This window comes from Micromonospora sp. NPDC005979, assembly GCF_040614415.1.
GTDB lineage: Bacteria > Actinomycetota > Actinomycetes > Mycobacteriales > Micromonosporaceae > Micromonospora.
Genome location: NZ_JBEXUR010000009.1, coordinates 231,548 through 253,478, shown reverse-complemented (window position 1 = coordinate 253,478; position 21,931 = coordinate 231,548). Strand labels below are relative to the sequence as shown.

Sequence of the window (21,931 nt, the reverse complement as noted above, 5' to 3'; positions counted from 1 at the left end):
TGGGATGGACCTTCCGACCGTCGACCTGCCGGCCCTGCCCAGACTGCTGGCCGCGCCCGAGCCCGGCTGGGTGGAGACCACCGACGTGATCGTGGTCGGGTCCGGGGTGGCGGGGCTGACCGCCGCGTTGCACCTGCGGGAGGCGGGCCTGCACGTCACCGTCGTCACCAAGGTCAACATCGATGACGGTTCGACCCGGTGGGCGCAGGGCGGGATCGCGGCGGTGCTCGACCCCGCGGACACACCGGAGGCGCACGCGCGGGACACCGAGATCGCCGGTGTGGGGCTCTGCGATCCGGCGGCCGTCCGGGTCCTCGTCGAGGAGGGGCCGACCCGGCTGCGGGAGCTGATGAGGATCGGCGCCGAGTTCGACCGCCATCCGGACGGCTCGCTGATGTTGACCCGCGAGGGTGGGCACCGGGCGGACCGGATCGTGCACGCCGGCGGCGACGCGACGGGCGCCGAGGTGCAGCGAGCCCTGCACGCCGCGGTGCAACGCGACCCGTGGATCCGGCTGGTCGAACACGCCCTCGTGCTGGACCTGCTGCGCGCCCCCGGCGACGGCCCGGACGGCCTCGGCCCGGCCTGCGGGATCACCCTGCACGTGCTCGGTGAGGGCAGCGAGGACGGCGTGGGCGCGTTGCTGGCCCGGGCGGTGGTGCTGGCCACCGGTGGAATGGGGCAGGTCTTCGCGGCCACCACCAACCCGGCCGTCTCCACGGGCGACGGGGTGGCGCTGGCGCTGCGGGCCGGCGCGGCGGTGACCGACGTCGAGTTCGTCCAGTTCCATCCGACCGCGCTGATCACCCCCTCCGGCGTCGGGGTGCCCGGTGCCGGGCACGCGCAGCAGCCGCTCGTCAGCGAGGCGCTGCGCGGCGAGGGCGCGTACCTGGTGGACGCCGACGGCAAGCGGTTCATGGTGGGCCAGCACGAGCTGGCCGAGCTGGCCCCCCGGGACGTGGTGGCCAAGGGCATCCACCGCGTGCTGCTGGCCAGCGGCGCGGACCATGTCTTCCTCGACGCCCGGCACCTCGGCGGCGACTTCCTGGCCGCGCGCTTCCCGACCATCGTGGCGTCCTGCCTGGCGATCGGCGTGGACCCGGCCACCGACCTCATCCCGGTCGCCCCGGCCGCCCACTACGCCTCCGGCGGGGTCCGCACCGACCTGCGGGGCCGCACATCGATCCCCGGTCTGTACGCCTGCGGCGAGGTCGCCTGTACGGGCGTGCACGGCGCGAACCGGTTGGCCAGCAACTCGCTGCTGGAGGGGCTGGTGTTCTCCCGGCGGATCGCCGACGACATCGCGGCCGGCCTGCCCGAGCAGGCGCAGCCGGCGGACGTCGGCGCGTGGCGCGGGGGCGCGGGTTGGGTGGTGCCGGCCGGGGCGACGCCGACGTTGCAGCGGGCGATGACGCGTGGCGCCGGGGTGCTGCGTTCGGCCACGACACTGGCCGGGACGGCTGCGACGCTCACCGAGCTGGGCGCGGCGCGGGGTCGACCCCGGACCGCCGACTGGGAGGCGACGAACCTGCTCACGGTGGCGTCGACGCTCGTCACGGCGGCGTACGCGCGCGCCGAGACGCGGGGGTGCCACTGGCGGGAGGACTTCCCGACGGCCGACGAGCGGTGGCGGGGCCACCTCGTCGGGTCGGTCGGGGCACAGGGCGCGGTGACGCAGCAGTGGGAGGCAAATTCATGATCGAGTCGACTCGGGCGGCGCTGCGGGCGGCCGGACTGGACCCGGAACAGGTACGTCGGGTGGTCGAGACCGCGTTGGTCGAGGATCTGGGGCCGGATTTCCTGGACGTCACAAGTGTGGCGACCATTCCGGCCGAGCAGACCGACACCGCCGACCTGGTGGCCCGCGCCGACGGCGTGGTGGCCGGGCTGGCGGTGGCCGCCGCCGTGTTCGAGCTGGTCAGCGAGGTGACGGGCTTCGGTCGTACCGTCGAGGTGTCGATGTCGGCCCGCGACGGCGAGCGGGTGGCCCGCGGCGACGTGCTGGCGTCGGTGGCCGGCCCCACCCGGTTGCTGCTGACGGCGGAGCGGACGGCGCTGAACCTGCTCTGCCGGATGTCCGGGGTGGCCACCCACACCCGGGCCTGGGCGGACGCGCTGGCCGGCACGAAGGCGATAGTGCTGGACACCCGCAAGACGACGCCGGGCCTGCGGGCGCTGGAGAAGTACGCGGTGCGGGCCGGCGGCGGCACCAACAAGCGGATGGGCCTCTACGACGTGGCCATGATCAAGGACAACCACAAGCTGGCGGCCGGGGGCATCACGGCGGCGTACCGGCGGGTCCGGGAGTCGTTCCCGGAGGTGCCGGTGCAGGTCGAGGTGACCACCGTCGCCGAGGCCGTGGAGGCGGTGGAGGCGGGGGCCGACTTCCTGCTCTGCGACAACATGACTCCGGAGTTGCTGGCCGAGGCGGTGGCCGCGGTGGGCGACCGGGCGGAGCTGGAGGCCACCGGCGGGCTGACCCTGGAGGTGGCGGCCCGCTACGCGGCCACCGGCGTCGACTTCCTCTCGGTGGGCGCGTTGACGCACTCGTCGCCGATCCTGGACATCGCGCTGGACCTGCGCACGAATTAGTTGTCTAGGCTTCGACCGTGCTGCTCTGCATCGACATCGGAAACACCAACACCGTGCTGGCGACCTTCGAGGGCGACAAGCTGGTGCACTCCTGGCGGATCAAGACCGATGCCCGTTCGACGGCGGACGAGCTGGGCCTGATGTTCCGGGGCCTGCTCGCCGGGGACAACGTCGAGATCACCGGGGTGGCCGCCTGCTCCACGGTGCCCGCGGCGCTGCGCTCGCTGCGGACCATGCTCGGCCGCTACTACGCTGACCTGCCGAGCGTCATCGTCGAGCCGGGTGTGCGCACCGGGGTGCAGTTGGCGATCGACAACCCGAAGGAGGTGGGCGCCGACCGGGTGGTGAACACCCTGGCCGCGTACACGCTCTACGGCGGACCGTCGATCGTCGTGGACTTCGGCACCACCACCAACTTCGACGTGATCAGCGGTCGTGGCGAGTTCCTCGGTGGGGCGTTCGCCCCGGGCATCGAGATCTCCTTCGACGCGCTCGCGGCCCGCGCCGCCCAGCTCCGCAAGGTCGAGGCCACCAAACCCCGGTCGGTGATCGGCAAGAACACCGTGGAGTGCCTCCAGTCCGGCCTGTACTTCGGCTTCGCCGGGCAGGTGGACCGGATCGTCGAGCGGATGACCGAGGAGTTGGGCGAGGTCAGGGCGGTGATCGCCACCGGTGGCCTCGCCGCCCTGGTGATCAACGAGTGCCGCAGCATCACCCACCACGAGCCGATGATCACGCTGATCGGCCTGCGGATGGTCTACGAGCGCAACCTCTGACGGGGTCAGCGGCGTCGGGCGCGCAGGACCAACGTCCGGTACGGCAGCTCGACGGTTTCCCGGCCGGCCAGGGCGGGGTGGGTGTCCAGCAGGTCGGCCAGCTCGCGCGCGACCCGCCGCTGATCGTCGGCCGAGGCGGTGAGCCAGTACGAACGGGTGCGGATCATGCCCAGCACCTCGTCCGGGGTGAGGACCGTGCGGTGTCCGAACTCGCGCGCCTCGACGGCCGTGAACCCGGGTCCGAAGTCGCTGTTGGTCTGGACCAGCTCGGCCGACTTGTCGTCGAGGTGGGCGATCCTGCCGAGCTCTGCCACCCATTCGACGCTGTCGTCCCGGATGTTCCAGATGGGGGCGAAGATGCCGCCGGGGCGCAGCACCCGGGCGATCTCGCCGTGCGCGGGCTCCCGGTCGAACCAGTGGTACGCCGTCCCGACCAGCACCGCGCCCGCCACGCCGTCGGGCAGCGGCACGGCCTCCGCGCTGCCCGCCAGCGCCGTCGTGCCCGGCGTGGAGACCGCGAGTTGCGTCCGCATCCCCGGATCAGGCTCCACGGGTACGACGTGAAAGCCCAGAGCCTGCACGGCGCGCGTCAGGATGCCGGTGCCGGCCCCCAGGTCGACAACCTGCCCGCCCTCGCCCAGGCCGTCGAGGGCCCACCGGAGCGCCGCGGCGGGATAGGTGGGTCGGAACCGGTCGTAATCGCTCGCCGCGGCACCGAAGGAGAGGGCGTGAGTGGGATCGACCATGACGGGCAGTATCCGGTAACGGCCCCCGGAACGCTTGAGTACGCTCGGGCCTGACCCCCTGTATCTCCCGTGACGAGGAAGCGTGCCGTGAGCGAGCAGAACGCCGTGCCAGTGGACCCCGCCGACGACCTTCCCGAGCAGATGAAGGTCCGCCGGGAGAAGCGGGACCGGATGCTCGCCGAGGGCGTCGAGCCCTACCCGGTCGGTTTCCCGCGGACCACCACGCTGGCGGAGATCCGTACCCGCTACGCCGAGCTGCCCACCGACACCGCCACCGGCGACGAGGTCTCGGTCACCGGCCGGGTGATCTTCGTGCGCAACACGGGGAAGCTCTGCTTCGCGACCCTGCGGGACGGCGACGGCACGGAGTTGCAGGCCATGCTCTCCCTCGACCGGGTCGGCGCGGAGCGGCTGGAGGCCTGGAAGCGCCTCGTCGACCTGGGTGACCACGTCGGCGTGACCGGCGAGGTGATCACCAGCCGCCGGGGCGAGCTGTCGGTGCTGGCGCAGCGCTGGGAGATGACCGCCAAGGCGCTGCGGCCGTTGCCGGTGGCGCACAAGCCGCTCTCCGAGGAGGCGCGGGTCCGGCAGCGCTACGTGGACCTGATCGTCCGCCCGCAGGCCCGGCAGATGGTCCGTACCCGCGCGGCGGCGGTACGGAGCCTGCGCGATTCTCTGCACGGTCAGGGTTTCATCGAGGTGGAAACTCCGATGCTGCAACTCCTGCATGGGGGTGCGACGGCCCGACCGTTCGTGACCCACAGCAATGCGTTGAGCACCGATCTGTATCTTCGAATCGCTCCGGAACTGTTTTTGAAGCGCGCCGTCGTCGGTGGCGTGGATCGCGTCTTCGAGATCAACCGCAACTTCCGTAATGAGGGTGTCGACTCTTCGCACTCGCCGGAGTTCGCGATGCTGGAGACCTACCAGGCGTACGGCGACTACGACACGATCGGCGAGTTGACCCGCAATCTCGTGCAACAGGCGGCGATCGCGGTGGGCGGCTCGACGGTGGTGACCCACGCCGACGGGCGGGAGTTCGACCTGGGCGGCGAGTGGCGATCGGTGTCCCTGTTCGGGGTCCTTTCCGAAGCGCTCGGTGAGGAGGTCACGGTCCGTACCGAACGCGCTCGGCTGGTCGAGTACGCGGACAAGGTGGGATTGGCCGTGGACCCGAAGTGGGGCCCGGGCAAGCTGGCCGAGGAGCTGTTCGAGGAGCTGGTCGTCCCCGGCCTGCAGGCGCCGACCTTCGTGCGCGACTACCCGGAGGAGACCAGCCCGCTCACCCGGGGGCACCGCAGTGAGCCGGGACTCGCCGAGAAGTGGGACCTCTACGTCCTCGGTTTCGAGCTGGGTACCGGGTACTCCGAGCTGGTCGACCCCGTGGTGCAGCGGGAACGGCTGGTCGCCCAGGCGCAGCTCGCGGCCCGCGGCGACGACGAGGCGATGCGTCTCGACGAGGACTTTCTCCGGGCCATGGAGTACGGAATGCCTCCCGCCGGGGGTATGGGAATGGGAATCGACCGCCTGTTGATGGCCCTCACCGGCCTCGGAATTCGGGAAACGATCCTCTTCCCGTTGGTCCGCCCGGAGTAGTCGTCCGCCGACTCCCTGCGAGTCGTAACGGCATCCTATTGACGGGGCGAGCAGCACGGGGGTTATTGTGCTCTCATTAGCAGGAGCGCCCTGCTCGAAAGGAATGTGGGACGTGGCCAAGCAGATCATTCACAAGCTGGTCGATGACCTGGACGGCGGGGACGCGGACGAGACCGTCAAGTTCGCGCTCGACGGCGTTCAGTACGAGATCGACCTGTCCGGCGCCAACGCCGCGAAATTGCGCGACGTATTCGCGCCGTACGTCGGTGCCGGCACCAAGGTTGGTCGCGGTGGCGTGGTGATCGGTGGGCGGGCCGCCCGCGGTCGCGGTGGCGCCACCGCCGACCGGGAGCAGAACAAGGCGATCCGGGACTGGGCCAAGAAGGCCGGCAAGGACATCTCGGACCGCGGTCGTATTCCGCAGGAGATCGTCGACGAGTTCCACGCCAAGCGCTGATCTCGTTCAGCGCAGCGGTGGCGACGGCCACCGTGGGGCGACACCGACGCCGGGCCGGAGCACTCTCCGGGCCGGCGTCGCCGTCTTTGCATACCCGTCGGAGCCGCGTGCGGTGGCCGGGTCGCGGGCGGGAATGTCGGGCGGACCGGGCGACGTTGTCCACAGGCGGTGGAGAAGTTTCCCACAACCTGTGGATGACCGTCGTGACCCCCGCTGGCCCTCTTCGGGCCCTTCTGGGCCTCTCCGGAGGCGGCGGAGGGCTTCTCCGTGGCCGACCGGATTTCGCTCTACGCGTAGCGACAGGGGTACCGGAACACCTCCTGAGCGCGGACGGTTGTGCAAAACGACGTGGAACCGACCCGGACCGGAGAGACACGACCTCAGCTGAGTCGGTCAGCGACGATAGAGTAAGGAGGCACGGACGCCCGTCCCGGACGTTCGTGCACCGGCCCCGCCAAGATCTTGACCATCAAGGCGCACGGCACGTGAGGAGCACGAGGGCATGTTCGAGCGGTTCACCGACCGAGCGCGACGGGTTGTCGTCCTGGCCCAAGAAGAGGCCCGGATGCTCAACCACAACTACATCGGTACGGAACACATCCTGCTGGGCCTGATCCACGAAGGTGAAGGCGTCGCGGCAAAGGCCCTGGAGAGCCTCGGCATCTCCCTAGAGGGCGTCCGCCAGCAGGTCGAGGAGATCATCGGCCAGGGCCAGCAGGCGCCGAGCGGGCACATCCCGTTCACGCCGCGAGCCAAGAAGGTGCTGGAGCTGTCGCTGCGCGAGGCGCTGCAGCTCGGCCACAACTACATCGGCACCGAGCACATCCTGCTCGGGCTGATCCGTGAGGGCGAGGGCGTCGCCGCCCAGGTGCTGGTCAAGCTCGGCGCCGACCTCAACCGGGTCCGCCAGCAGGTGATCCAGCTCCTCTCCGGCTACCAGGGCAAGGAGCCCGCCGCGGCGGGTGCCGCGCCGGGTGAGGCCGCGCCGTCGACCAGCCTCGTGCTGGACCAGTTCGGCCGCAACCTGACCCAGGCCGCCCGCGAGGGCAAGCTCGACCCGGTCATCGGGCGCGAGAAGGAAATCGAGCGGGTCATGCAGGTGCTCTCCCGCCGTACCAAGAACAACCCGGTCCTGATCGGTGAGCCCGGCGTCGGTAAGACCGCCGTGGTGGAGGGGCTTTCCCAGAAGATCATCAAGGGCGAGGTGCCCGAGACTCTGAAGGACAAGCAGCTCTACACGCTCGACCTGGGTGCGCTGGTCGCTGGTTCCCGCTACCGCGGTGACTTCGAGGAGCGCCTCAAGAAGGTGCTCAAGGAGATCCGCACGCGCGGCGACATCATCCTGTTCATCGATGAGATCCACACCCTGGTGGGTGCGGGTGCCGCCGAGGGTGCGATCGACGCCGCCAGCATTCTCAAGCCGATGCTGGCCCGTGGTGAGCTGCAGACCATCGGCGCCACCACGCTCGACGAGTACCGCAAGCACCTGGAGAAGGACGCCGCTCTCGAGCGCCGCTTCCAGCCGATCCAGGTGGGTGAGCCGTCGCTGGCGCACACCATCGAGATCCTCAAGGGCCTGCGGGACCGTTACGAGGCGCACCACCGCGTCAGCATCACCGACGCCGCCCTCGTGGCCGCCGCGACGCTGGCCGACCGTTACATCTCGGACCGCTTCCTTCCGGACAAGGCGATCGACCTGATCGACGAGGCCGGCGCCCGGATGCGCATCCGCCGGATGACCGCGCCGCCAGACCTGCGTGACTTCGACGAGCGCATCGCCCAGGTGCGCCGCGACAAGGAGTCCGCGATCGACGCGCAGGACTTCGAGCGCGCCGCCCAGCTGCGCGACAAGGAGAAGCAGCTCCTCGGTCAGAAGGCGCAGCGGGAGAAGGAGTGGAAGGCCGGTGACCTGGACGTCGTCAGCGAGGTCGACGACGAGCAGATCGCCGAGGTGCTCGGCAACTGGACCGGCATCCCGGTCTACAAGCTGACCGAGGAGGAGACCTCGCGCCTGCTGCGCATGGAGGACGAGCTGCACAAGCGCGTCATCGGCCAGGAGGATGCGGTCAAGGCGGTCTCGAAGGCGATCCGGCGTACCCGGGCCGGCCTGAAGGACCCGAAGCGCCCGTCCGGCTCGTTCATCTTCGCCGGCCCGTCCGGTGTCGGTAAGACCGAGCTGTCCAAGGCGCTCGCCGAGTTCCTCTTCGGCAGCGAGGACGCCCTCATCCAGCTGGACATGTCCGAGTTCCACGACCGTTACACGGTCTCCCGGCTCGTGGGTGCCCCTCCCGGCTACGTCGGCTACGACGAGGGCGGGCAGCTGACCGAGAAGGTGCGGCGTCGGCCGTTCTCGGTGGTCCTGTTCGACGAGATCGAGAAGGCTCACCCGGACGTGTTCAACACGCTCCTGCAGATCCTCGAAGACGGTCGGCTCACCGACGGTCAGGGTCGGATCGTGGACTTCAAGAACACGGTCATCATCCTGACCACCAACCTGGGCACCCGTGACGTCGCCAAGGCGGTGTCGCTGGGCTTCCAGCAGTCGGAGGACTCCGAGTCCAACTACGACCGGATGAAGCAGAAGGTCAACGACGAGCTCAAGCAGCACTTCCGGCCTGAGTTCCTCAACCGGATCGACGACACCATCGTCTTCCACCAGCTGCGCCAGACCGAGATCCTCTCGATCGTGGACATCATGATCCAGCGGATCGAGGGCCAGCTGCGGAACAAGGACATGGGTCTGGAGCTGACCGACAACGCCAAGAAGTACCTGGCGGCGAAGGGCTTCGACCCGGTGCTCGGTGCCCGTCCGCTTCGTCGCACGATCCAGCGCGACATCGAGGACAACCTCTCCGAGCGGATCCTGTTCAACGAGCTGACCCCCGGTCAGATCGTGGTGGTGGACTGCGAGGGCGACCCGAACGACATCGACAAGTCCAAGCTCGTCTTCCGGGGTGCGGAGAAGCCGGTCGAGGTTCCGGACGCCGTTCCGGCCGACCTCGGGGGCACCGCCGCCGGCACCGCGGCAGCGGCGACGGACGAGGTGGCATAACCAGCAGGACAGCAGCACAGGGGGCGGGGCTCCGGCGGCGTAAGCCACTGGGGCCCCGCCCCTTTCTGCGCACCGCCCTCAACTCGACGCCGCGCTCAACACCGCGCCCGAGGTGCCGCGCTCAACACCGCGCCCGAGGTGCCGCGCTCAACACCGCGCCGGGCGAGCCCGTGCGCGCCGGGCGCCGGGGTACGGAAGTCGCGACCACCGCTCATCGCCGGGGAGGTACGCCCAGTCGTCCGGCGTCCGGCGTCCGGCGTCCGGCGTGCGGCCGAGGGCGGCCGGCCCACCCACACCACCACCTTTGCTCTGCTTCAGCGGAGGCAACACCCAGCCGCCACGAGTGTTGCCTCCGCTGAAGCAGAGCAAAGGACCGCAGGAGGGTGGTGCACCGCGCCCGCCCCCGAGGGCGACTGCCGGTGGAGGCCGAGGGCGGGGGCGGGTTGGTCAGGTGGTCAGGTTGGCGGTGGGGGTCGACGGGCCGTCGCCGGCGAGCCGGAACGAGTCGGCGCCGACCGGCTCCACGAGTCCGTCCTGCACCAGGCCGGCCAGTGCGCGGGCGCGCTGCACGTCGTCGGTCCACACCTGGTCGAGGCGCTGGTGCGGGACCGGCCCGGTGGTCTCCCGCAGCACCCCGAGCAGCAGTCCGCGTACCTGTCGGTCGGTGCCCGCGTACCGCTGGGGGCGGCGGGTGGGGCCGGTCGGTGGCTCCTGCCCGGAGGCCCGCCAGGCGCAGACCGACTCGACCGGGCAGGCCGTGCAGCGCGGTGCGCGGGCCGTGCAGAGCACCGCGCCCAGCTCCATGAAGGCGGCGCTGGCCAGTGCGGCGGCGGCCGGCGCCGGGGGCAGCAGCTCCTCGGTGGCGACCAGGTCGGCCGGGCGGGTTACCGGGCCGGCGTCGGGTTCACCGGCCACGGCTCGACAGACCACCCGTCGGACGTTGGTGTCGACCACCGGGTGTCGCTGCCCGAACGCGAACGCGGCCACCGCGCGTGCCGTGTACGTGCCCACACCGGGCAGCGCCAGTAGCTGTTCCAGCCGGTCGGGCACCTGGCCTCCGTGCCGGTCCACGATGGCCACCGCGCACTCCCGCAGCCGGACCGCGCGGCGCGGATAGCCGAGTCGCCCCCACATGCGGATCGCCTCGGCCGGGGTGTCCGCCGCCAGCGCCGCCGGGTCGGGCCAGCGGGCCAGCCAGGCGTGCCAGGCCGGCACCACCCGGACCACGGGCGTCTGCTGGAGCATGACCTCGCTGACCAGAATGGCCCACGGGGTCACGTCGGGCTCCCGCCACGGCAGGTCACGGGCGTGCTGCTGGAACCATCGGCTGACGAGTGCGGCGAAATCGGGTTGAGTCATGGCGTCGTCGATGATGTCACGCGGTCCGGTCCCGCTGGTTGGGCGGCTCCGAGAGGGTGCCGCTGTGCTGGTGGGCGGATCGGGCAGAATGCGCGAATGAACGAGCTCGCGATCACCGTCATCGGCCGGGACCGGCCGGGCATCGTGGCCGACGTCGCCGAGGTGCTGGCCCGGCTGGGCGCGAACCTCACCGACAGCACGATGACCCGGCTGCGGGGGCATTTCGCGATGACCCTCATCTGCACCGGCCCGGCCGCCGCCGAGGTGGAGGAGGCGTTGGCGCCGCTGGCCGCCGAGGGGCAACTTCTGGCGACCGTACGCGCGGTGACGCCCGACGGTGAGGTGGCGCCGGCCGGCGAGCCGTACGTGCTGGCGGTGCACGGGTCGGACCGGATGGGCATCGTGGCCGCGATGACCCGGGTACTGGTGGACGCCGGTGGCAACGTCACCGACCTGAGCACCCGGCTGGCCGGTTCGCTCTACGTGGTGTTGGCCGAGGTCGAGCTGCCGGCGGGGGTCGTCGAGGCGCTGACCGAACGGCTGCACCGGACGGCCGCCGAGGTGGGGGTCGAGGTCACCCTCCGGCCGGCAGACCCGGATCTGCTGTGAGCGACGGGCAGGGCGAGGCGTACGCCGGTCTGGGGGATTGGACGCCGGAGTCGCTGGCGGTGGCGGGTGAGGTGCGGGCCGTCGTGTCGGCCCCGCACCCGGTGCTGAGCCGGGCCGGAGGCAACGTCGATCCCACCGCCGAGGAGATCATCCGGTTGGCCGCCGACCTGGTGGCCACGATGCGGGTCTCGCCGGGCTGCGTGGGCCTGGCGGCGCCGCAGGTCGGCGTGGGCGTCCGGGTCTTCGCCGTCGACGTGACGGGCCACCCGAAGGCGGTCACCGTGCACGGCACCTTCGTGCTGTGTAACGCCCGGGTGGTCGAGGCGACCCGATGGAAGCCGGGTCGGGAGGGCTGCATGTCCGTGCCGGACCTGACCGGGGACGTGAAGCGGGCGAGTCGGCTCGTCGTGGAGGGTGACCTGCCCGGCACGGGGGCGACGGTCCGACTGGTGACGGACGGCTTCGAGGCGCGGGCGTTGCAGCATGAGATCGACCACTGTGCGGGGCTGCTCTTTCTGGACCGAGTGGCCGGCGCGCACGCCGTCTACCAGCGCAAGGTGTACCTCTGAGCGAGTGGCCGGCCGCCGTTCCGTCCGTCCTTAGTGGAGGTTGTTCGCGCCGCCCCGCTGACGCTCCGGCGCGTCGTGACCCGCCGGTGGGTGCGGCGCGACTACGGTGGGGGGCATCATGCGTCTGACGGTCGGCCCCCTGCCACCCGCCGTGTACTGGCGGCGTCGCGCCGTCGTATTCGGAGCGGTGCTGCTCTTCCTGATTGTCGTGCTCTATTCCTGCACCGGCTCGGGTCGCTCCGGCGGTCACCCACGGGCCGGCTCGACGCCGACTCCGACGTCGAGCCCGGGAGCGGTGGGGCCGGTGCTGACCCCGCAGTCGGGGGCTCCGTCGGCGTCCGGGTCGGCGGTGCCCAGTGCCACGGAGCGATCCGCCGATCCGGATGCCACGAACGCCACGGACCCCGGCCCCGGAGCCACCACCAACGACCCACCGCCGGACTCGGCTGCGGGATCGGTCGACGACGGCACCTGCACCGACGCGGAGATCAGCGTGACGTCGGCGGCACGGCCCAGTTCGGCACAGCGCGGCGCGGTGGTCGACCTCCAACTGAAGATCAAGAACACCTCGAACCGGACGTGCAGCCGTAACGTCGGCGCCGACCTCCAGGAGATCTTCATCAAGGCGGGCGCCGAGAAGGTGTGGTCGTCCGACACCTGCGGCAAGGTCCAGGGCTCGGATGTGCAGTCGTTCACGCCCGGGTTCGAGCGCTCCTACCAGGTGGGCTGGAACGGACGGGACACCAGCCGGTGCGACGGCGCGGGTCTGGCCGCGGGGCCGTTCGCGCCCGCGGGGACGTACCAGGTGTTCGCCCGGGTCGGCACCAAGTACAGCGAGCCCGCGAAGATCACGATCACCGGCTGAGTCGGCACTCCGGCCAGCCGGATCGGCGGCGGATCAGACGTACCGCTCGAGGATGGATGCCTCGGCGAGCCGGGACAGGCCCTCGCGGACGCCCCGGGCGCGGGCGTCGCCCACGCCCTCGACGGCCTGCAGGTCCTCCACGGTCGCCCCCAGCAGCCGTTGCAGGCTGCCGAAGTGCAGCACCAGGCGGTCGACCACGGCCACCGGCAGGCGCGGAACCTTGGCCAGCAGCCGGAAGCCGCGCGGGCTGACGGCGGCGTCCAGCGCGTCCGAGGCGGCCGGGTAGCCGATCGCCTTGGCGACCGACACCAGGTCGATCAGCTCGGTGGCGCCCAGCAGATCCAGCTCCACCAGCGCCTCGTCCAGGGTGCGGGACTTACGGCCGACGGGCAGGTAGTCCCGGATGACGAGCGTGCGGTCGGCGTCGACGCCGGCCATCAGTTCGTCGAGCTGCAGAGCGAGCAGTCGACCGTCGGTGCCCAGCTCGACGACGTAACCGGCGATCTCGTCGGCGATCCGGCGGACCATCTCCAGCCGCTGCACCACCGCCACCGCGTCCCGCACCGTGACCAGGTCTTCGATCTCGAGCGCCGAGAGCGTGCCGGAGACCTCGTCCAGCCGCAGCTTGTAGCGCTCGAGGGTGGCCAGCGCCTGGTTGGCCCGGGAGAGGATCGCGGCCGAGTCGTCGAGGACGTGCCGCTGACCATTGACGTAGAGGCTGATGATCCGCATCGACTGGCTGACCGAGATCACCGGGTAGCCGGTCTGCCGGGCGACCCGTTCGGCGGTGCGGTGCCGGGTGCCCGATTCCTCCGTCGGGATGGACGGGTCGGGCATCAGGTGCACGGCCGCCCGGACGATGCGGGTGCCGTCACTGGACAGCACCACGGCGCCGTCCATCTTGCACAGCTCGCGGACCCGGGTCGCGGAGAACTCGACGTCCAGCGGGAAGCCGCCGGTGCAGAGACCCTCGACGACCTTGTCGTAGCCGAGCACGATGAGCGCGCCGGTGCGACCCCGCAGGATGCGTTCCAACCCGTCGCGCAGCGCGGTGCCGGGTGCCATCAGGGCGAGATTCGCCCGCAGCGGATCGCCGGCACCCCCGGCAGCGGCGGTCACGCTCACGCTGATCGGGCGGGCCGGCGAGCCCACGGTGCCGGTGCGGGCCTGGGGCGGCGCTCCGGCAGGCTTGGTGGTATCGCGGTCGATCGGCACGGGCACAGTCTACGGACTGCCGTGCGGTGGGTGCTGTCGTGGTTACTGTGATGTGTCACGATGCCGCCCTTCGAACCGTTTCCACTTGCGGCGATGCTGTCCGTTATCGCCGTTGGCGTCGGCACGCTGAGTCACTCGGCGGACGCGCGGGCCGCATGGTGCAGGGCTGAGCGCACGTCAGTGACCTCGGTCACCCGCATCTGATCCGGCCCCGCGCCGGTGCTCGCCGGGCCACAACCCGGCGGAACCAGCGCCACCTTGAACCCCAGGCGAGCGGCCTCCGCCAGCCGGCGCGGCACCGCACCGACCCGGCGCACCTCGCCGGTCAACCCCACCTCGCCGATCGCCACGAGATGCGGCGCGATCGCCAGGTTGAGCCCGCCGGAGGCGACCGCCAGCGCGACGGCCAGGTCGGCTGCCGGCTCCACCACCCGGATGCCGCCGACGGTGGCCGCGAACACCTCCCGGTCGTGCAGGGTCAACCGCTCCGTACGCCGTTGCAGGACCGCGAGCACCATGGCCAGGCGGGCCGAGTCGAGGCCCGAGACGGTACGGCGGGGAGAGCCGGCCACCGTCGCGCCGATCAGGGCTTGCACTTCCGTGACCAGGGCCCGCCGCCCCTCCATCGCCACGGTTACGCAGGTGCCGGGCACCGGTTCGGAGTAGCGGGTGAGGAACAGCCCGGACGGGTCGGCCAGGCTGCTGATGCCGCCCTCGTGCATCTCGAAGCAGCCCACCTCGTCGGCCGCCCCGAACCGGTTCTTGACGCCGCGCACGAGCCGTAGGGAGGAGTGCTTGTCGCCCTCGAAGTGCAGCACCACGTCGACCAGGTGCTCCAGCACGCGCGGCCCGGCCACCTGGCCGTCCTTGGTGACGTGCCCGACCAGCACGGTCGCGATGCCCCGCTCCTTGGCGACCGAGACCAGTGCGGCGGTGACCGCGCGGACCTGGGTCACGCCGCCCGGCACACCCTCGGTGCCGGTGGTCGAGATGGTCTGCACCGAGTCGAGCACCAGCAGGCCCGGCTTGACCGCGTCGAGGTGCCCGAGCACCGACGCCAGGTCGCTCTCGGCCGCCAGGTAGAGCTGATCGTGCAGGGTGCCCATCCGCTCGGCGCGCAGCCGGACCTGACTGACCGACTCTTCCCCGCTGACCACCAGGGACGGGCTGCCGGCGCCCACCGCCCACTGCTGCGCCACGTCGAGTAGGAGGGTCGACTTGCCCACGCCGGGCTCGCCGGCGAGCAGCACGACCGCCCCGGGCACCAGGCCGCCGCCGAGCACCCGGTCCAGCTCGCTCACCCCGGTCGGCCGGGCGCGGGCCGGAGCCGCGCTGATGGTGGCGATCGGCCGGGCCGGCTCGGCCGGCAGCCGTGAGCTGACCACCCGACCGGAGACGGTCGGCCCGGTCACCGTCGACTCGACCACCGAGCCCCACTCGCCGCACTCCGGGCAGCGCCCCACCCACTTGGGCGGCTGGTGCCCGCAGGCGTCGCACTCGTACGCCGGGCGCGGTTCGCGGGTGGCGGACCGGGCGCGGGGCGCACCGGCCGCGCCGCCACGGCCGGAGGTCGATCGGGAGGTGGTCACATCAGGACGCTAGCCCCCTCGTACGACGAAAACACCCCGGCGTGGTGGTTCCCACGCCGGGGTGTCCGGTACTCGAGGATCGGGGTCACTCGTGGGTGGTGCCGCCCTCGTTGCCCTCGTAGCCGCCCTCACGCTCGATGATCGGCGAGGCGGGGGCCGCCGGGGTGAGCGGCACCGCGATCGGTGCGGGGCCGGTGACCGTGTTGCCGTTGCCGAAGTCGAAGGTCACGACGACGTTCTGACCGGAACGCAGCGCCTCGGTCAGGCCGACGAGCCGAAGCTGCGAGGTGGCCTCCGAGTTGAGCTGGAGGTAGCTCAGCGGAGCCAGTTCGATGCGAGCGGGCTGACCCGGCGCGGCCGCGCTGGCGGAGCCCGATGCCCGCGCCGACTCCGGTGCGGACGGGGTCGCCGACGACGAGCCGGTCTCGGACGGGGTCGCCGACGGGCTGGCCGAACCGGACTCACTGGTCGACGGGCTGGCCGAACCCGACGGGCTGGCCGAACCCGACGGGGTGGCCGAGGCCGACTCCGAGGCGGACGGCGTCGGGCTGGCCGAGCCACCCGAGATCAGCACCTCGCGGGCGCTCTGGGTGGTGATGGTGACCGTCACGGGGCTCTTCGAGTCGTTGTAGATCACCGCGTTGAGCGGCGCGTCCTGGCCGGCCCGGTACCCCTCTGTGCCGGGGTAGGTGACCAGCAGGCCACGCACCGAGTAGGCGCCGTTCGGGGTCGTGAGGTTGACGCCCTGGACCGACGGCTCCTTCAACGCCGTCTCGGCGATCTGGCCGGCGCCGCATCCGGACGCGAGCAGGCTGGTGGCCGCCGCGATTCCGGACAGCAGCAGAGCCGCCCGCCGGGATCGGTTGATCGAGCGCGTCACGTCGGTCCTCCTCGTTACGATCCCCACCCGGGCGCACGCCGGGGGAGGTGGCCATACCCGCGCAGACCGCGCTCCAGGGTAGTTGGAGCTGATCGAGGCCCGCACGGGGACCCGGCAATGCCACCCCGCCGGGTGCTGTCACACCACCCGACCGCTCGCCACCAGCAGCACGACGTCGATGAGGGCCACCAGCATCACCGCCCGGAAGGCGGCCACCGGCCGCCGGCCCGCCCGGGCCGCCGAGCGCCCGGCGTACCAACTCAGTGGCGGCGCGACGGCGGCCGTGCCGACCGCCGCGAGCCCGAGGACCGACGGCGGTCCGGGCGGTCCCAGGACCAGGACGGCGGTCGCGGCGAGGAGCAGTCCGGCCGCTGCCGCCCGGCTGCCCGCCGCGCCGAGGCGGTGCGGCAGGCCGCGTACGCCCGTGCGGGCGTCGTCGGCGAGGTCGGGCAGCACGTTGGCGAAGTGCGCGCCGGCACCGAGGCAGGCCGCCGCCGTCAGCAGCCAGAGCGGCGGGGTCGGTTCGCCGGGTAGCGCCAGCACCACGAAGCCGGGCAGCGCGCCGAAGGAGACGGCGTACGGCAGGACCGAGAGGACGGTGGCCTTGAGCGGCCAGTCGTAGAGCAGCGCGGAGACCAAGGCGACCGTGAGCCAGAGGGCCGCCCGGGGGTTCGTGGTCAGCGCCAGCAGCGGGCAGGCCAGCGCGGCGGCCGTGGCGGCCCAGGCCGTGACGCGCCGGCCCACCGCGCCGGCGGCGACCGGCTTGTCGGTACGCCCCACCGTGGCGTCCCGCTCGGCGTCCAACGCGTCGTTGGTCCAGCCGACGGCGAGTTGGCTGGCGAGTACCGCGAGCACCACGGAGACGATTCCCCAGGGCCGGTGCCCCACTCCCCAGGCCAGCAGACCGGACACTGTGGTCACCGCGGCGGCCGGTTCCGGATGGCTCGCCCTGACCAGCCCTAACACCCTCGACGACATAAGGGAAGTCTGGTCGTTACCGAGCAGTCGTGCCACGCTCGGAGCCATGCGAGACGTGGCGTCGACCGCTCAGCGGGTGCTGCTGCGCAACGATCCGCGCCAGTACGACGACCTGGCCGGTGAGTGGTGGCGGCCGGATGGCGCGTTCGCGATGCTGCACTGGCTGGCCGAGGCCCGCGCGGCGCTCGTACCGCCGGCGAGGAGTCCGGGCGCGGTCCTGGTCGATCTGGGCTGCGGCGCCGGTCTGCTCGCGCCGCACCTGGCCGGCAAGGGCTACCGGCACGTGGGGGTGGACCTGACCCGTTCGGCGCTGGTCCAGGCCGCCGGGCACGGCGTACGGGTGGTGCAGGGTGACGCCACGGCGGTGCCGCTGCCGGACGGGTGCGCCGACGTGGTCTCCGCCGGTGAGTTGCTGGAACACGTGCCGGACTGGCCGCGCGCGGTGGCCGAGGCGTGCCGTCTGCTGCGCCCGGGCGGCCTGCTCGTGCTGGACACGCTGAATGACACGGCGCTGGCCCGGCTGGTCGCGGTGCGGATCGCCGAGCGGCTGCCGACGGTGCCGCGTGGCATCCACGATCCACGGTTGTTCGTGGACGCGCGGGCGCTGGTGGCCGAGTGCGCCCGGCACGGTGTCGAGCTGCGCCTGCGCGGGATCCGACCACAGGTCGCAGGGCTGCTCGCCTGGCTGGTGCGGCGGGCCCGCGCGGCACGGACGCCGGGTGTGCCGTCGACCGGTCGTGCCCCGCGCATCGTGCCGACCCGGTCCACCGCCGTGCTCTACCAGGGCCAGGGGGTCCGCAGAGGATAGTCGGCTCGTGGCGGGGTATGGGACGCCGAGGAGGGAGCGATATGACGGTGCACGCGCTTGAGGCGGCCCGCCGATTGACGCCGCGGTTCGCCGCGCGGGCGGCGGAGCACGACCGGGACGGCTCCTTCCCGGCCGAGGACTTCCGTGACCTGCGGGAGGCCGGCCTCTTCGGGTTGATGGTCCCGCGCGCGCTCGGTGGCCTGGGCGCGAGCTTCGCGGAGTACACGGCGGTCGCCACCGAGCTGGCCCGGGGCAACGGCGCGACGGCGCTGGTGTTCAACATGCACGCCTCGGTGACCGGCGCGCTGGGCGCGGTCACCGAGGAGTTGGCCGAGGCTCTGGGCGTTTCCGACGAGGCGCTGGCCGCCCGGGACCGGCTGCTCACCGCCGCTGCCCAGGGCGCCTGGTACGGCGTCGCGATGAGCGAGCGGGGCACCGGCGCGCGCCTCTCGCAGTTGAGCACGGTCTACGAGCCGACCGACGACGGTTGGCACCTCAAGGGCAGTAAGACCTTCTGCTCCGGGGCCGGGCACGCCGACGGCTACCTGGTGGCCGCGCGCAGCGCCACCGACCAGTCGACGGTGTCGCAGTTCCTGGTGCCGGCCGGCGAGGGTTTGAGCGTCGAGCCGACCTGGGACGCCCTCGGCATGCGGGGCACCTCGTCGCACGACCTGCATCTGGACGTCACCGTGCCGGGCGACCGGCTGCTCGGTGGGGTGGAGGGGTTGGCGCTCGTGATCGCCCAGCTCATGCCGCACTGGCTGGTGGCCAGCTACGCGGCCGTCTACGTGGGGGTGGCGCGGGCCGCCATCGACGCGGCGGCCGAGCACCTCAACGCCCGCAACCTGGCCGGCCTGCCGGCGGTGCGCTCGCGGCTGGGCCGGGCGGACGCGGCGACTGCCGCTGCCGAGCTGGCGGTGGCCGAGGCGGCCCGCCGGGTGGATGACGCGCCTGGTGACGCGGAGACCAACCGCTGGGTGTGGCGGGCGAAGCTGCTGGCCGGGACGACGGCTGCCGAGGTGGCGGCGTCGATGCTGGAGGCGGCCGGCACGTCGGCGACCCGACGTGGCCATCCGTTGGAGCGGCTCTACCGGGATGCCCGTTGCGGCTCACTGCACCCGGCCACGTCGGACGTCTGCGCCGACTGGCTGGGCATCGCCGCGTTGGGCGGGGACCCGGACCGCGACGGATCGGCACCGCGTTGGTGAGCGGGTGTCGCGGGAGACGTACGAGGGTGCGGCCGGCCGAGGTGGCCGGCAGGACGGCCAGGGGGAGGACAGCGTTTGACGAGAGGTGGGGATCGTGTCCGTACCAGTGATCGCGGGGCTCGGGACAGCGCAGCCGCCGTCCGCTTCGCAGGACGAGCTGTGGGAGGGCTTCTTCTCCCGGCACTTCTCCGGCAGCACCCGGGCGTTGGCCGAACGGATCTTCGCGAACTCGGGGGTGACCCGACGGCAGGCCGCGGTCAACCCGTTGCTCGAGGACGTCTCGGACTGGCCGACCGAGCGCCGGATGCGTCGCTACCAGGTGGAGGCGCTGCCGCTGGGCAAGGAGGCGGTGGGGCGCGCGCTGACCGCCGCCGGTCTGGACGCCGGCGACGTCGGCATGTTCATCGTCTGCTCCTGCACCGGGTACGCCACCCCGGGGCTGGACATCCTGCTCGCCCGTGACCTGGGCATGGCGGCGGACACCCAGCGCATGTTCGTCGGCCACATGGGCTGCTACGCGGCGCTACCGGGGCTGGGCGCGGCGAGTGACTTCGTCACCGCCCGGGGCCGGCCGGCGTTGCTGCTCTGCGCGGAGCTGACCAGCCTGCACATCCAGCCGTCCACGGCCCGGGTCGACACCCAGCAGATCATCTCGCACGCGCTCTTCTCGGACGCCGCCGTCGCCGCCGTGGTGGTGCCCGGCGGCCGGGGGTACGCGTTGCGCGAGGTCGCCTCGGTCACCGACACCTCGACGGCCGACCACATGACCTGGGATGTCACCGACGCGGGCTTCCGGATGGGGCTGTCGTCGAAGGTGCCGCAGGTCCTCTCCCGGCACGTACGCGGCCTGGTCGACGACCTGCTGGCCCGGCACGGCGGCACCGTCTCCGACGTGGACGGTTGGGCCGTGCACCCGGGCGGGCCACGGATCCTCAACGTGGTCGAGCGGGAATTGGCTCTGCCGCCGGAGGCGTTGGCGGCGTCCCGGGCGACGCTGGACGAGCACGGCAACTGCTCCTCGCCGACAGTTCTGCTGATCCTGGACCGGTTGGGTCGTTCCACGCCGCCGCCTCGGCGGGTGGTCATGCTGGCGTTCGGTCCGGGCCTCACGCTGTACGCCGTCCTGCTCGATCGACAGGAGTGAACGCCAGCGATCCGACCGGTACGCTCGTTTCATGGATGCGGGGGCGGATCACGACCGGCTGCGGTCGGCGGTGCTGGTCGGTGTCGCCCTGGGCGCGCTGGCGGTTGGCGGCTGGTGGTGGCGTGCCGCCGCGCCAGTTCCGGTGGCCGGATCGGTACGCCCGCCGGTGGTCGCGCCCAGCGTCAGCACCGAGTTGGAACGTGTCCTGGCCCGTCTTGAGCCCGAGTCACGGGTGACGATGCGGGTCGATTCGCAGCGGGGCGAGGTCGTCCGGATGGACGGCGATCGGCGGGTCGTCATCGACCCGGAGACGGGTGAGGCCACCGACCTCGGTGCCGATGTGGGGGTTCTCGTCCCCGGGAGCGACCTGCCCTCGTTCCGCAGCACGATCTGGCGGGAGCAGCGGGAGTTGGCGCCCGGCGAGGAGCGGACCCGGCAGGCGTCCGACGATGGTTCCCGCTTCCTGCTCCAGTACCGGTGCACCCGACCGGGCACGCTGGCGGTGACGAGCACCGGGGCCAGACTCGCCGGTCCGGCACGGATCGACTGTGACGGCACGCTCGCGTCCGCCCGGCTGCTGCCCGGCGGCGGGCCGTTCCGGGTGTCGCTGTCGGCCGTCGGCGACCAGCCCATCGACGTCGAGGCGCAACTCGTCGAGCTGCCCCCGTCGTAGGCCGCTCAGCGCGCCAGGGCGGTCAGGTCGTCCTGGTACGCGTCGACCGGCCCGACGCCGGGCAGCACCCGGGTCACCACGCCGGCGCGGTCGACCAGCAGCGCGTTGGCGGCGCCCGGGCCCAGGAACGAGCGCAGACCGCCAGCGGGGTCGGCCAGCGCACGGACGCCGTCGACCGGCGGTGCGGTCGAGACGGCTCGGCCTTCGGTCACGGTGACGATCGTGACGCCGTCGGGCGCCGCCCCCACGGCCTCGGTGACGACGTCGGGGCAGCCGCAGTCGTCCACGAGGATGATCATGGCGGGTAACAGGCCGCGGAGCGGAACGGGCGACTGCCCGGCGTCGACCAGGTCCAGCGCGGGCAGCGCCCGACCGGTGAGCGACACGGGTGGTGGGGAGGGCGCCGGAGCGGCCCGGTCGGTGCTCCGGCCGGCGCGGGGCCAGGTCACGGCGAGCAGGCCGGTCAAGGTGGTGAGCACCGCCACCACCAGGACGAGCAGCGGCAGGGCGAGTGCCCGGCGTCCGGCGTACCGGCCGGTGGCCCGGCGCAGCTCACGACGCACCTGGGCGGCCTCGCTGGCGAGGGCGGAGGCGTCATCGGGGACGACGATGCGGCCCCACTCGGGTGGTAGGTCGGGCAGGCCGTCGGATGGCCCGTGGCCCTCTGCGTCCGGCTTGCCCATCGGACCCCCCAGGAAGCGTCTCGAGAGCGGAGTGTGGCTCGGACTCCAGGGTCCCGCACCGGGGGCACCTCCCGCTACATCTGGGCGCGGTCCCGCACGCCGGGATACCATGGGAGGAGCGCATAGCCCTTG

At 72.2% G+C, this 21,931-nt stretch carries 20 protein-coding genes; 13 read left to right on the top strand and 7 right to left on the bottom strand.

What is annotated here, in order from left to right:
- Positions 1 to 4: 4 nt before the first annotated feature.
- The 3 genes from ABZ272_RS17750 to ABZ272_RS17740 are packed head-to-tail and all read left to right on the top strand — an operon-like array spanning position 5 to position 3,368.
- A complete protein-coding gene (locus tag ABZ272_RS17750; RefSeq protein WP_355051010.1) occupies positions 5 to 1,699 on the top strand; it encodes an L-aspartate oxidase in 1,695 nt (564 codons plus the stop codon).
- Positions 1,696 to 2,592 carry a carboxylating nicotinate-nucleotide diphosphorylase gene (gene nadC / locus ABZ272_RS17745; protein ID WP_355051009.1) on the top strand — a complete coding sequence of 299 codons (897 nt, stop codon included), beginning with the start codon at positions 1,696 to 1,698 and terminating at the stop codon, positions 2,590 to 2,592. Before ABZ272_RS17750 ends, nadC begins: the two co-directional genes overlap by 4 nt.
- A 17-nt stretch (positions 2,593 to 2,609) precedes the next feature.
- On the top strand, positions 2,610 to 3,368 hold the full coding sequence (locus ABZ272_RS17740; protein WP_355051008.1) for a type III pantothenate kinase: 759 nt from the start codon (positions 2,610 to 2,612) through the stop codon (positions 3,366 to 3,368).
- A gap of 5 nt (positions 3,369 to 3,373) precedes the next feature.
- On the opposite strand, the gene ABZ272_RS17735 is transcribed toward ABZ272_RS17740, so the two are convergent.
- Positions 3,374 to 4,114, bottom strand: a complete 741-nt coding sequence (locus ABZ272_RS17735; protein WP_355051007.1) for a class I SAM-dependent methyltransferase — start codon at positions 4,112 to 4,114, stop codon at positions 3,374 to 3,376.
- Between the two features lie 87 nt (positions 4,115 to 4,201).
- On the opposite strand from ABZ272_RS17735, the gene lysS reads away from it, so the two are divergent.
- From lysS to ABZ272_RS17720, 3 genes are all read left to right on the top strand, one after another.
- On the top strand, positions 4,202 to 5,710 hold the full coding sequence (lysS, locus tag ABZ272_RS17730) for a lysine--tRNA ligase (protein WP_355051006.1): 1,509 nt from the start codon (positions 4,202 to 4,204) through the stop codon (positions 5,708 to 5,710).
- 112 nt (positions 5,711 to 5,822) lie between these two features.
- Complete coding sequence (locus ABZ272_RS17725; RefSeq protein ID WP_355051005.1) at positions 5,823 to 6,167, top strand: Lsr2 family protein; 345 nt, start codon at positions 5,823 to 5,825, stop codon at positions 6,165 to 6,167.
- A gap of 502 nt (positions 6,168 to 6,669) precedes the next feature.
- Positions 6,670 to 9,219: an ATP-dependent Clp protease ATP-binding subunit gene (locus ABZ272_RS17720; protein WP_179781273.1), complete on the top strand. Its 2,550-nt coding sequence runs from the start codon at positions 6,670 to 6,672 to the stop codon at positions 9,217 to 9,219.
- A gap of 447 nt (positions 9,220 to 9,666) precedes the next feature.
- Here ABZ272_RS17720 and ABZ272_RS17715 read toward each other — a convergent pair whose 3' ends face one another.
- Positions 9,667 to 10,578, bottom strand: coding sequence for an A/G-specific adenine glycosylase (locus tag ABZ272_RS17715; protein WP_355051004.1), 912 nt, complete (start codon positions 10,576 to 10,578; stop codon positions 9,667 to 9,669).
- A 96-nt stretch (positions 10,579 to 10,674) separates the two neighbouring features.
- Between ABZ272_RS17715 and ABZ272_RS17710 the strand changes: the two genes are divergently transcribed.
- The 3 genes from ABZ272_RS17710 to ABZ272_RS17700 all read left to right on the top strand — a co-directional run bounded on the left by ABZ272_RS17710 (position 10,675) and on the right by ABZ272_RS17700 (position 12,621).
- Positions 10,675 to 11,187, top strand: coding sequence for an ACT domain-containing protein (locus ABZ272_RS17710; protein WP_355051003.1), 513 nt, complete (start codon positions 10,675 to 10,677; stop codon positions 11,185 to 11,187).
- Positions 11,184 to 11,756, top strand: coding sequence for a peptide deformylase (locus tag ABZ272_RS17705; protein ID WP_355051002.1), 573 nt, complete (start codon positions 11,184 to 11,186; stop codon positions 11,754 to 11,756). Before ABZ272_RS17710 ends, ABZ272_RS17705 begins: the two co-directional genes overlap by 4 nt.
- Positions 11,757 to 11,874: 118 nt before the next feature.
- The gene (locus ABZ272_RS17700) at positions 11,875 to 12,621 is read left to right on the top strand and encodes a hypothetical protein (protein WP_355051001.1); all 747 of its coding nucleotides are present in this window, start codon (positions 11,875 to 11,877) and stop codon (positions 12,619 to 12,621) included.
- Positions 12,622 to 12,654: 33 nt separating this feature from the next.
- Here ABZ272_RS17700 and disA read toward each other — a convergent pair whose 3' ends face one another.
- The 4 genes from disA to ABZ272_RS17680 form a co-directional block, all read right to left on the bottom strand.
- Positions 12,655 to 13,836: a DNA integrity scanning diadenylate cyclase DisA gene (gene disA, locus ABZ272_RS17695; RefSeq protein WP_355051000.1), complete on the bottom strand. Its 1,182-nt coding sequence runs from the start codon at positions 13,834 to 13,836 to the stop codon at positions 12,655 to 12,657.
- 131 nt (positions 13,837 to 13,967) lie between these two features.
- A complete protein-coding gene (radA, locus tag ABZ272_RS17690) occupies positions 13,968 to 15,425 on the bottom strand; it encodes a DNA repair protein RadA (protein ID WP_355050999.1) in 1,458 nt (485 codons plus the stop codon).
- Between the two features lie 85 nt (positions 15,426 to 15,510).
- Positions 15,511 to 16,305, bottom strand: coding sequence for a hypothetical protein (locus ABZ272_RS17685; protein WP_355050998.1), 795 nt, complete (start codon positions 16,303 to 16,305; stop codon positions 15,511 to 15,513).
- 138 nt (positions 16,306 to 16,443) lie between these two features.
- Positions 16,444 to 17,283, bottom strand: a complete 840-nt coding sequence (locus tag ABZ272_RS17680) for a UbiA family prenyltransferase (RefSeq protein ID WP_355051026.1) — start codon at positions 17,281 to 17,283, stop codon at positions 16,444 to 16,446.
- Positions 17,284 to 17,329: 46 nt separating this feature from the next.
- On the opposite strand from ABZ272_RS17680, the gene ABZ272_RS17675 reads away from it, so the two are divergent.
- The 4 genes from ABZ272_RS17675 to ABZ272_RS17660 all read left to right on the top strand — a co-directional run bounded on the left by ABZ272_RS17675 (position 17,330) and on the right by ABZ272_RS17660 (position 21,116).
- The gene (locus ABZ272_RS17675; protein WP_355050997.1) at positions 17,330 to 18,091 is read left to right on the top strand and encodes a methyltransferase domain-containing protein; all 762 of its coding nucleotides are present in this window, start codon (positions 17,330 to 17,332) and stop codon (positions 18,089 to 18,091) included.
- A 41-nt stretch (positions 18,092 to 18,132) separates the two neighbouring features.
- Complete coding sequence (locus ABZ272_RS17670) at positions 18,133 to 19,299, top strand: acyl-CoA dehydrogenase family protein (RefSeq protein ID WP_355050996.1); 1,167 nt, start codon at positions 18,133 to 18,135, stop codon at positions 19,297 to 19,299.
- A gap of 85 nt (positions 19,300 to 19,384) precedes the next feature.
- Positions 19,385 to 20,443: a type III polyketide synthase gene (locus ABZ272_RS17665; protein ID WP_355050995.1), complete on the top strand. Its 1,059-nt coding sequence runs from the start codon at positions 19,385 to 19,387 to the stop codon at positions 20,441 to 20,443.
- Between the two features lie 31 nt (positions 20,444 to 20,474).
- Positions 20,475 to 21,116, top strand: a complete 642-nt coding sequence (locus ABZ272_RS17660) for a hypothetical protein (RefSeq protein WP_355050994.1) — start codon at positions 20,475 to 20,477, stop codon at positions 21,114 to 21,116.
- Between the two features lie 5 nt (positions 21,117 to 21,121).
- Here the strand turns inward: ABZ272_RS17660 and ABZ272_RS17655 are convergent, their stop codons facing one another.
- Positions 21,122 to 21,799, bottom strand: coding sequence for a hypothetical protein (locus ABZ272_RS17655; RefSeq protein ID WP_355050993.1), 678 nt, complete (start codon positions 21,797 to 21,799; stop codon positions 21,122 to 21,124).
- Between the last annotated feature and the right edge of the window lie 132 nt (positions 21,800 to 21,931).

Bases quoted from the DNA above. Each gene is read 5' to 3' on its own strand.
- ABZ272_RS17750 (WP_355051010.1), top strand. From the start codon at position 5: ATGGACCTTCCGACCGTCGACCTGCCGGCCCTGCCCAGACTGCTGGCC.
- nadC (WP_355051009.1), top strand. From the start codon at position 1,696: ATGATCGAGTCGACTCGGGCGGCGCTGCGGGCGGCCGGACTGGACCCG.
- ABZ272_RS17735 (WP_355051007.1), bottom strand. From the start codon at position 4,114: ATGGTCGATCCCACTCACGCCCTCTCCTTCGGTGCCGCGGCGAGCGAT.
- ABZ272_RS17720 (WP_179781273.1), top strand. From the start codon at position 6,670: ATGTTCGAGCGGTTCACCGACCGAGCGCGACGGGTTGTCGTCCTGGCC.
- ABZ272_RS17715 (WP_355051004.1), bottom strand. From the start codon at position 10,578: ATGACTCAACCCGATTTCGCCGCACTCGTCAGCCGATGGTTCCAGCAG.
- ABZ272_RS17710 (WP_355051003.1), top strand. From the start codon at position 10,675: ATGAACGAGCTCGCGATCACCGTCATCGGCCGGGACCGGCCGGGCATC.
- ABZ272_RS17700 (WP_355051001.1), top strand. From the start codon at position 11,875: ATGCGTCTGACGGTCGGCCCCCTGCCACCCGCCGTGTACTGGCGGCGT.
- ABZ272_RS17680 (WP_355051026.1), bottom strand. From the start codon at position 17,283: ATGTCGTCGAGGGTGTTAGGGCTGGTCAGGGCGAGCCATCCGGAACCG.
- ABZ272_RS17675 (WP_355050997.1), top strand. From the start codon at position 17,330: ATGCGAGACGTGGCGTCGACCGCTCAGCGGGTGCTGCTGCGCAACGAT.
- ABZ272_RS17670 (WP_355050996.1), top strand. From the start codon at position 18,133: ATGACGGTGCACGCGCTTGAGGCGGCCCGCCGATTGACGCCGCGGTTC.
- ABZ272_RS17660 (WP_355050994.1), top strand. From the start codon at position 20,475: ATGGATGCGGGGGCGGATCACGACCGGCTGCGGTCGGCGGTGCTGGTC.
- ABZ272_RS17655 (WP_355050993.1), bottom strand. From the start codon at position 21,799: ATGGGCAAGCCGGACGCAGAGGGCCACGGGCCATCCGACGGCCTGCCC.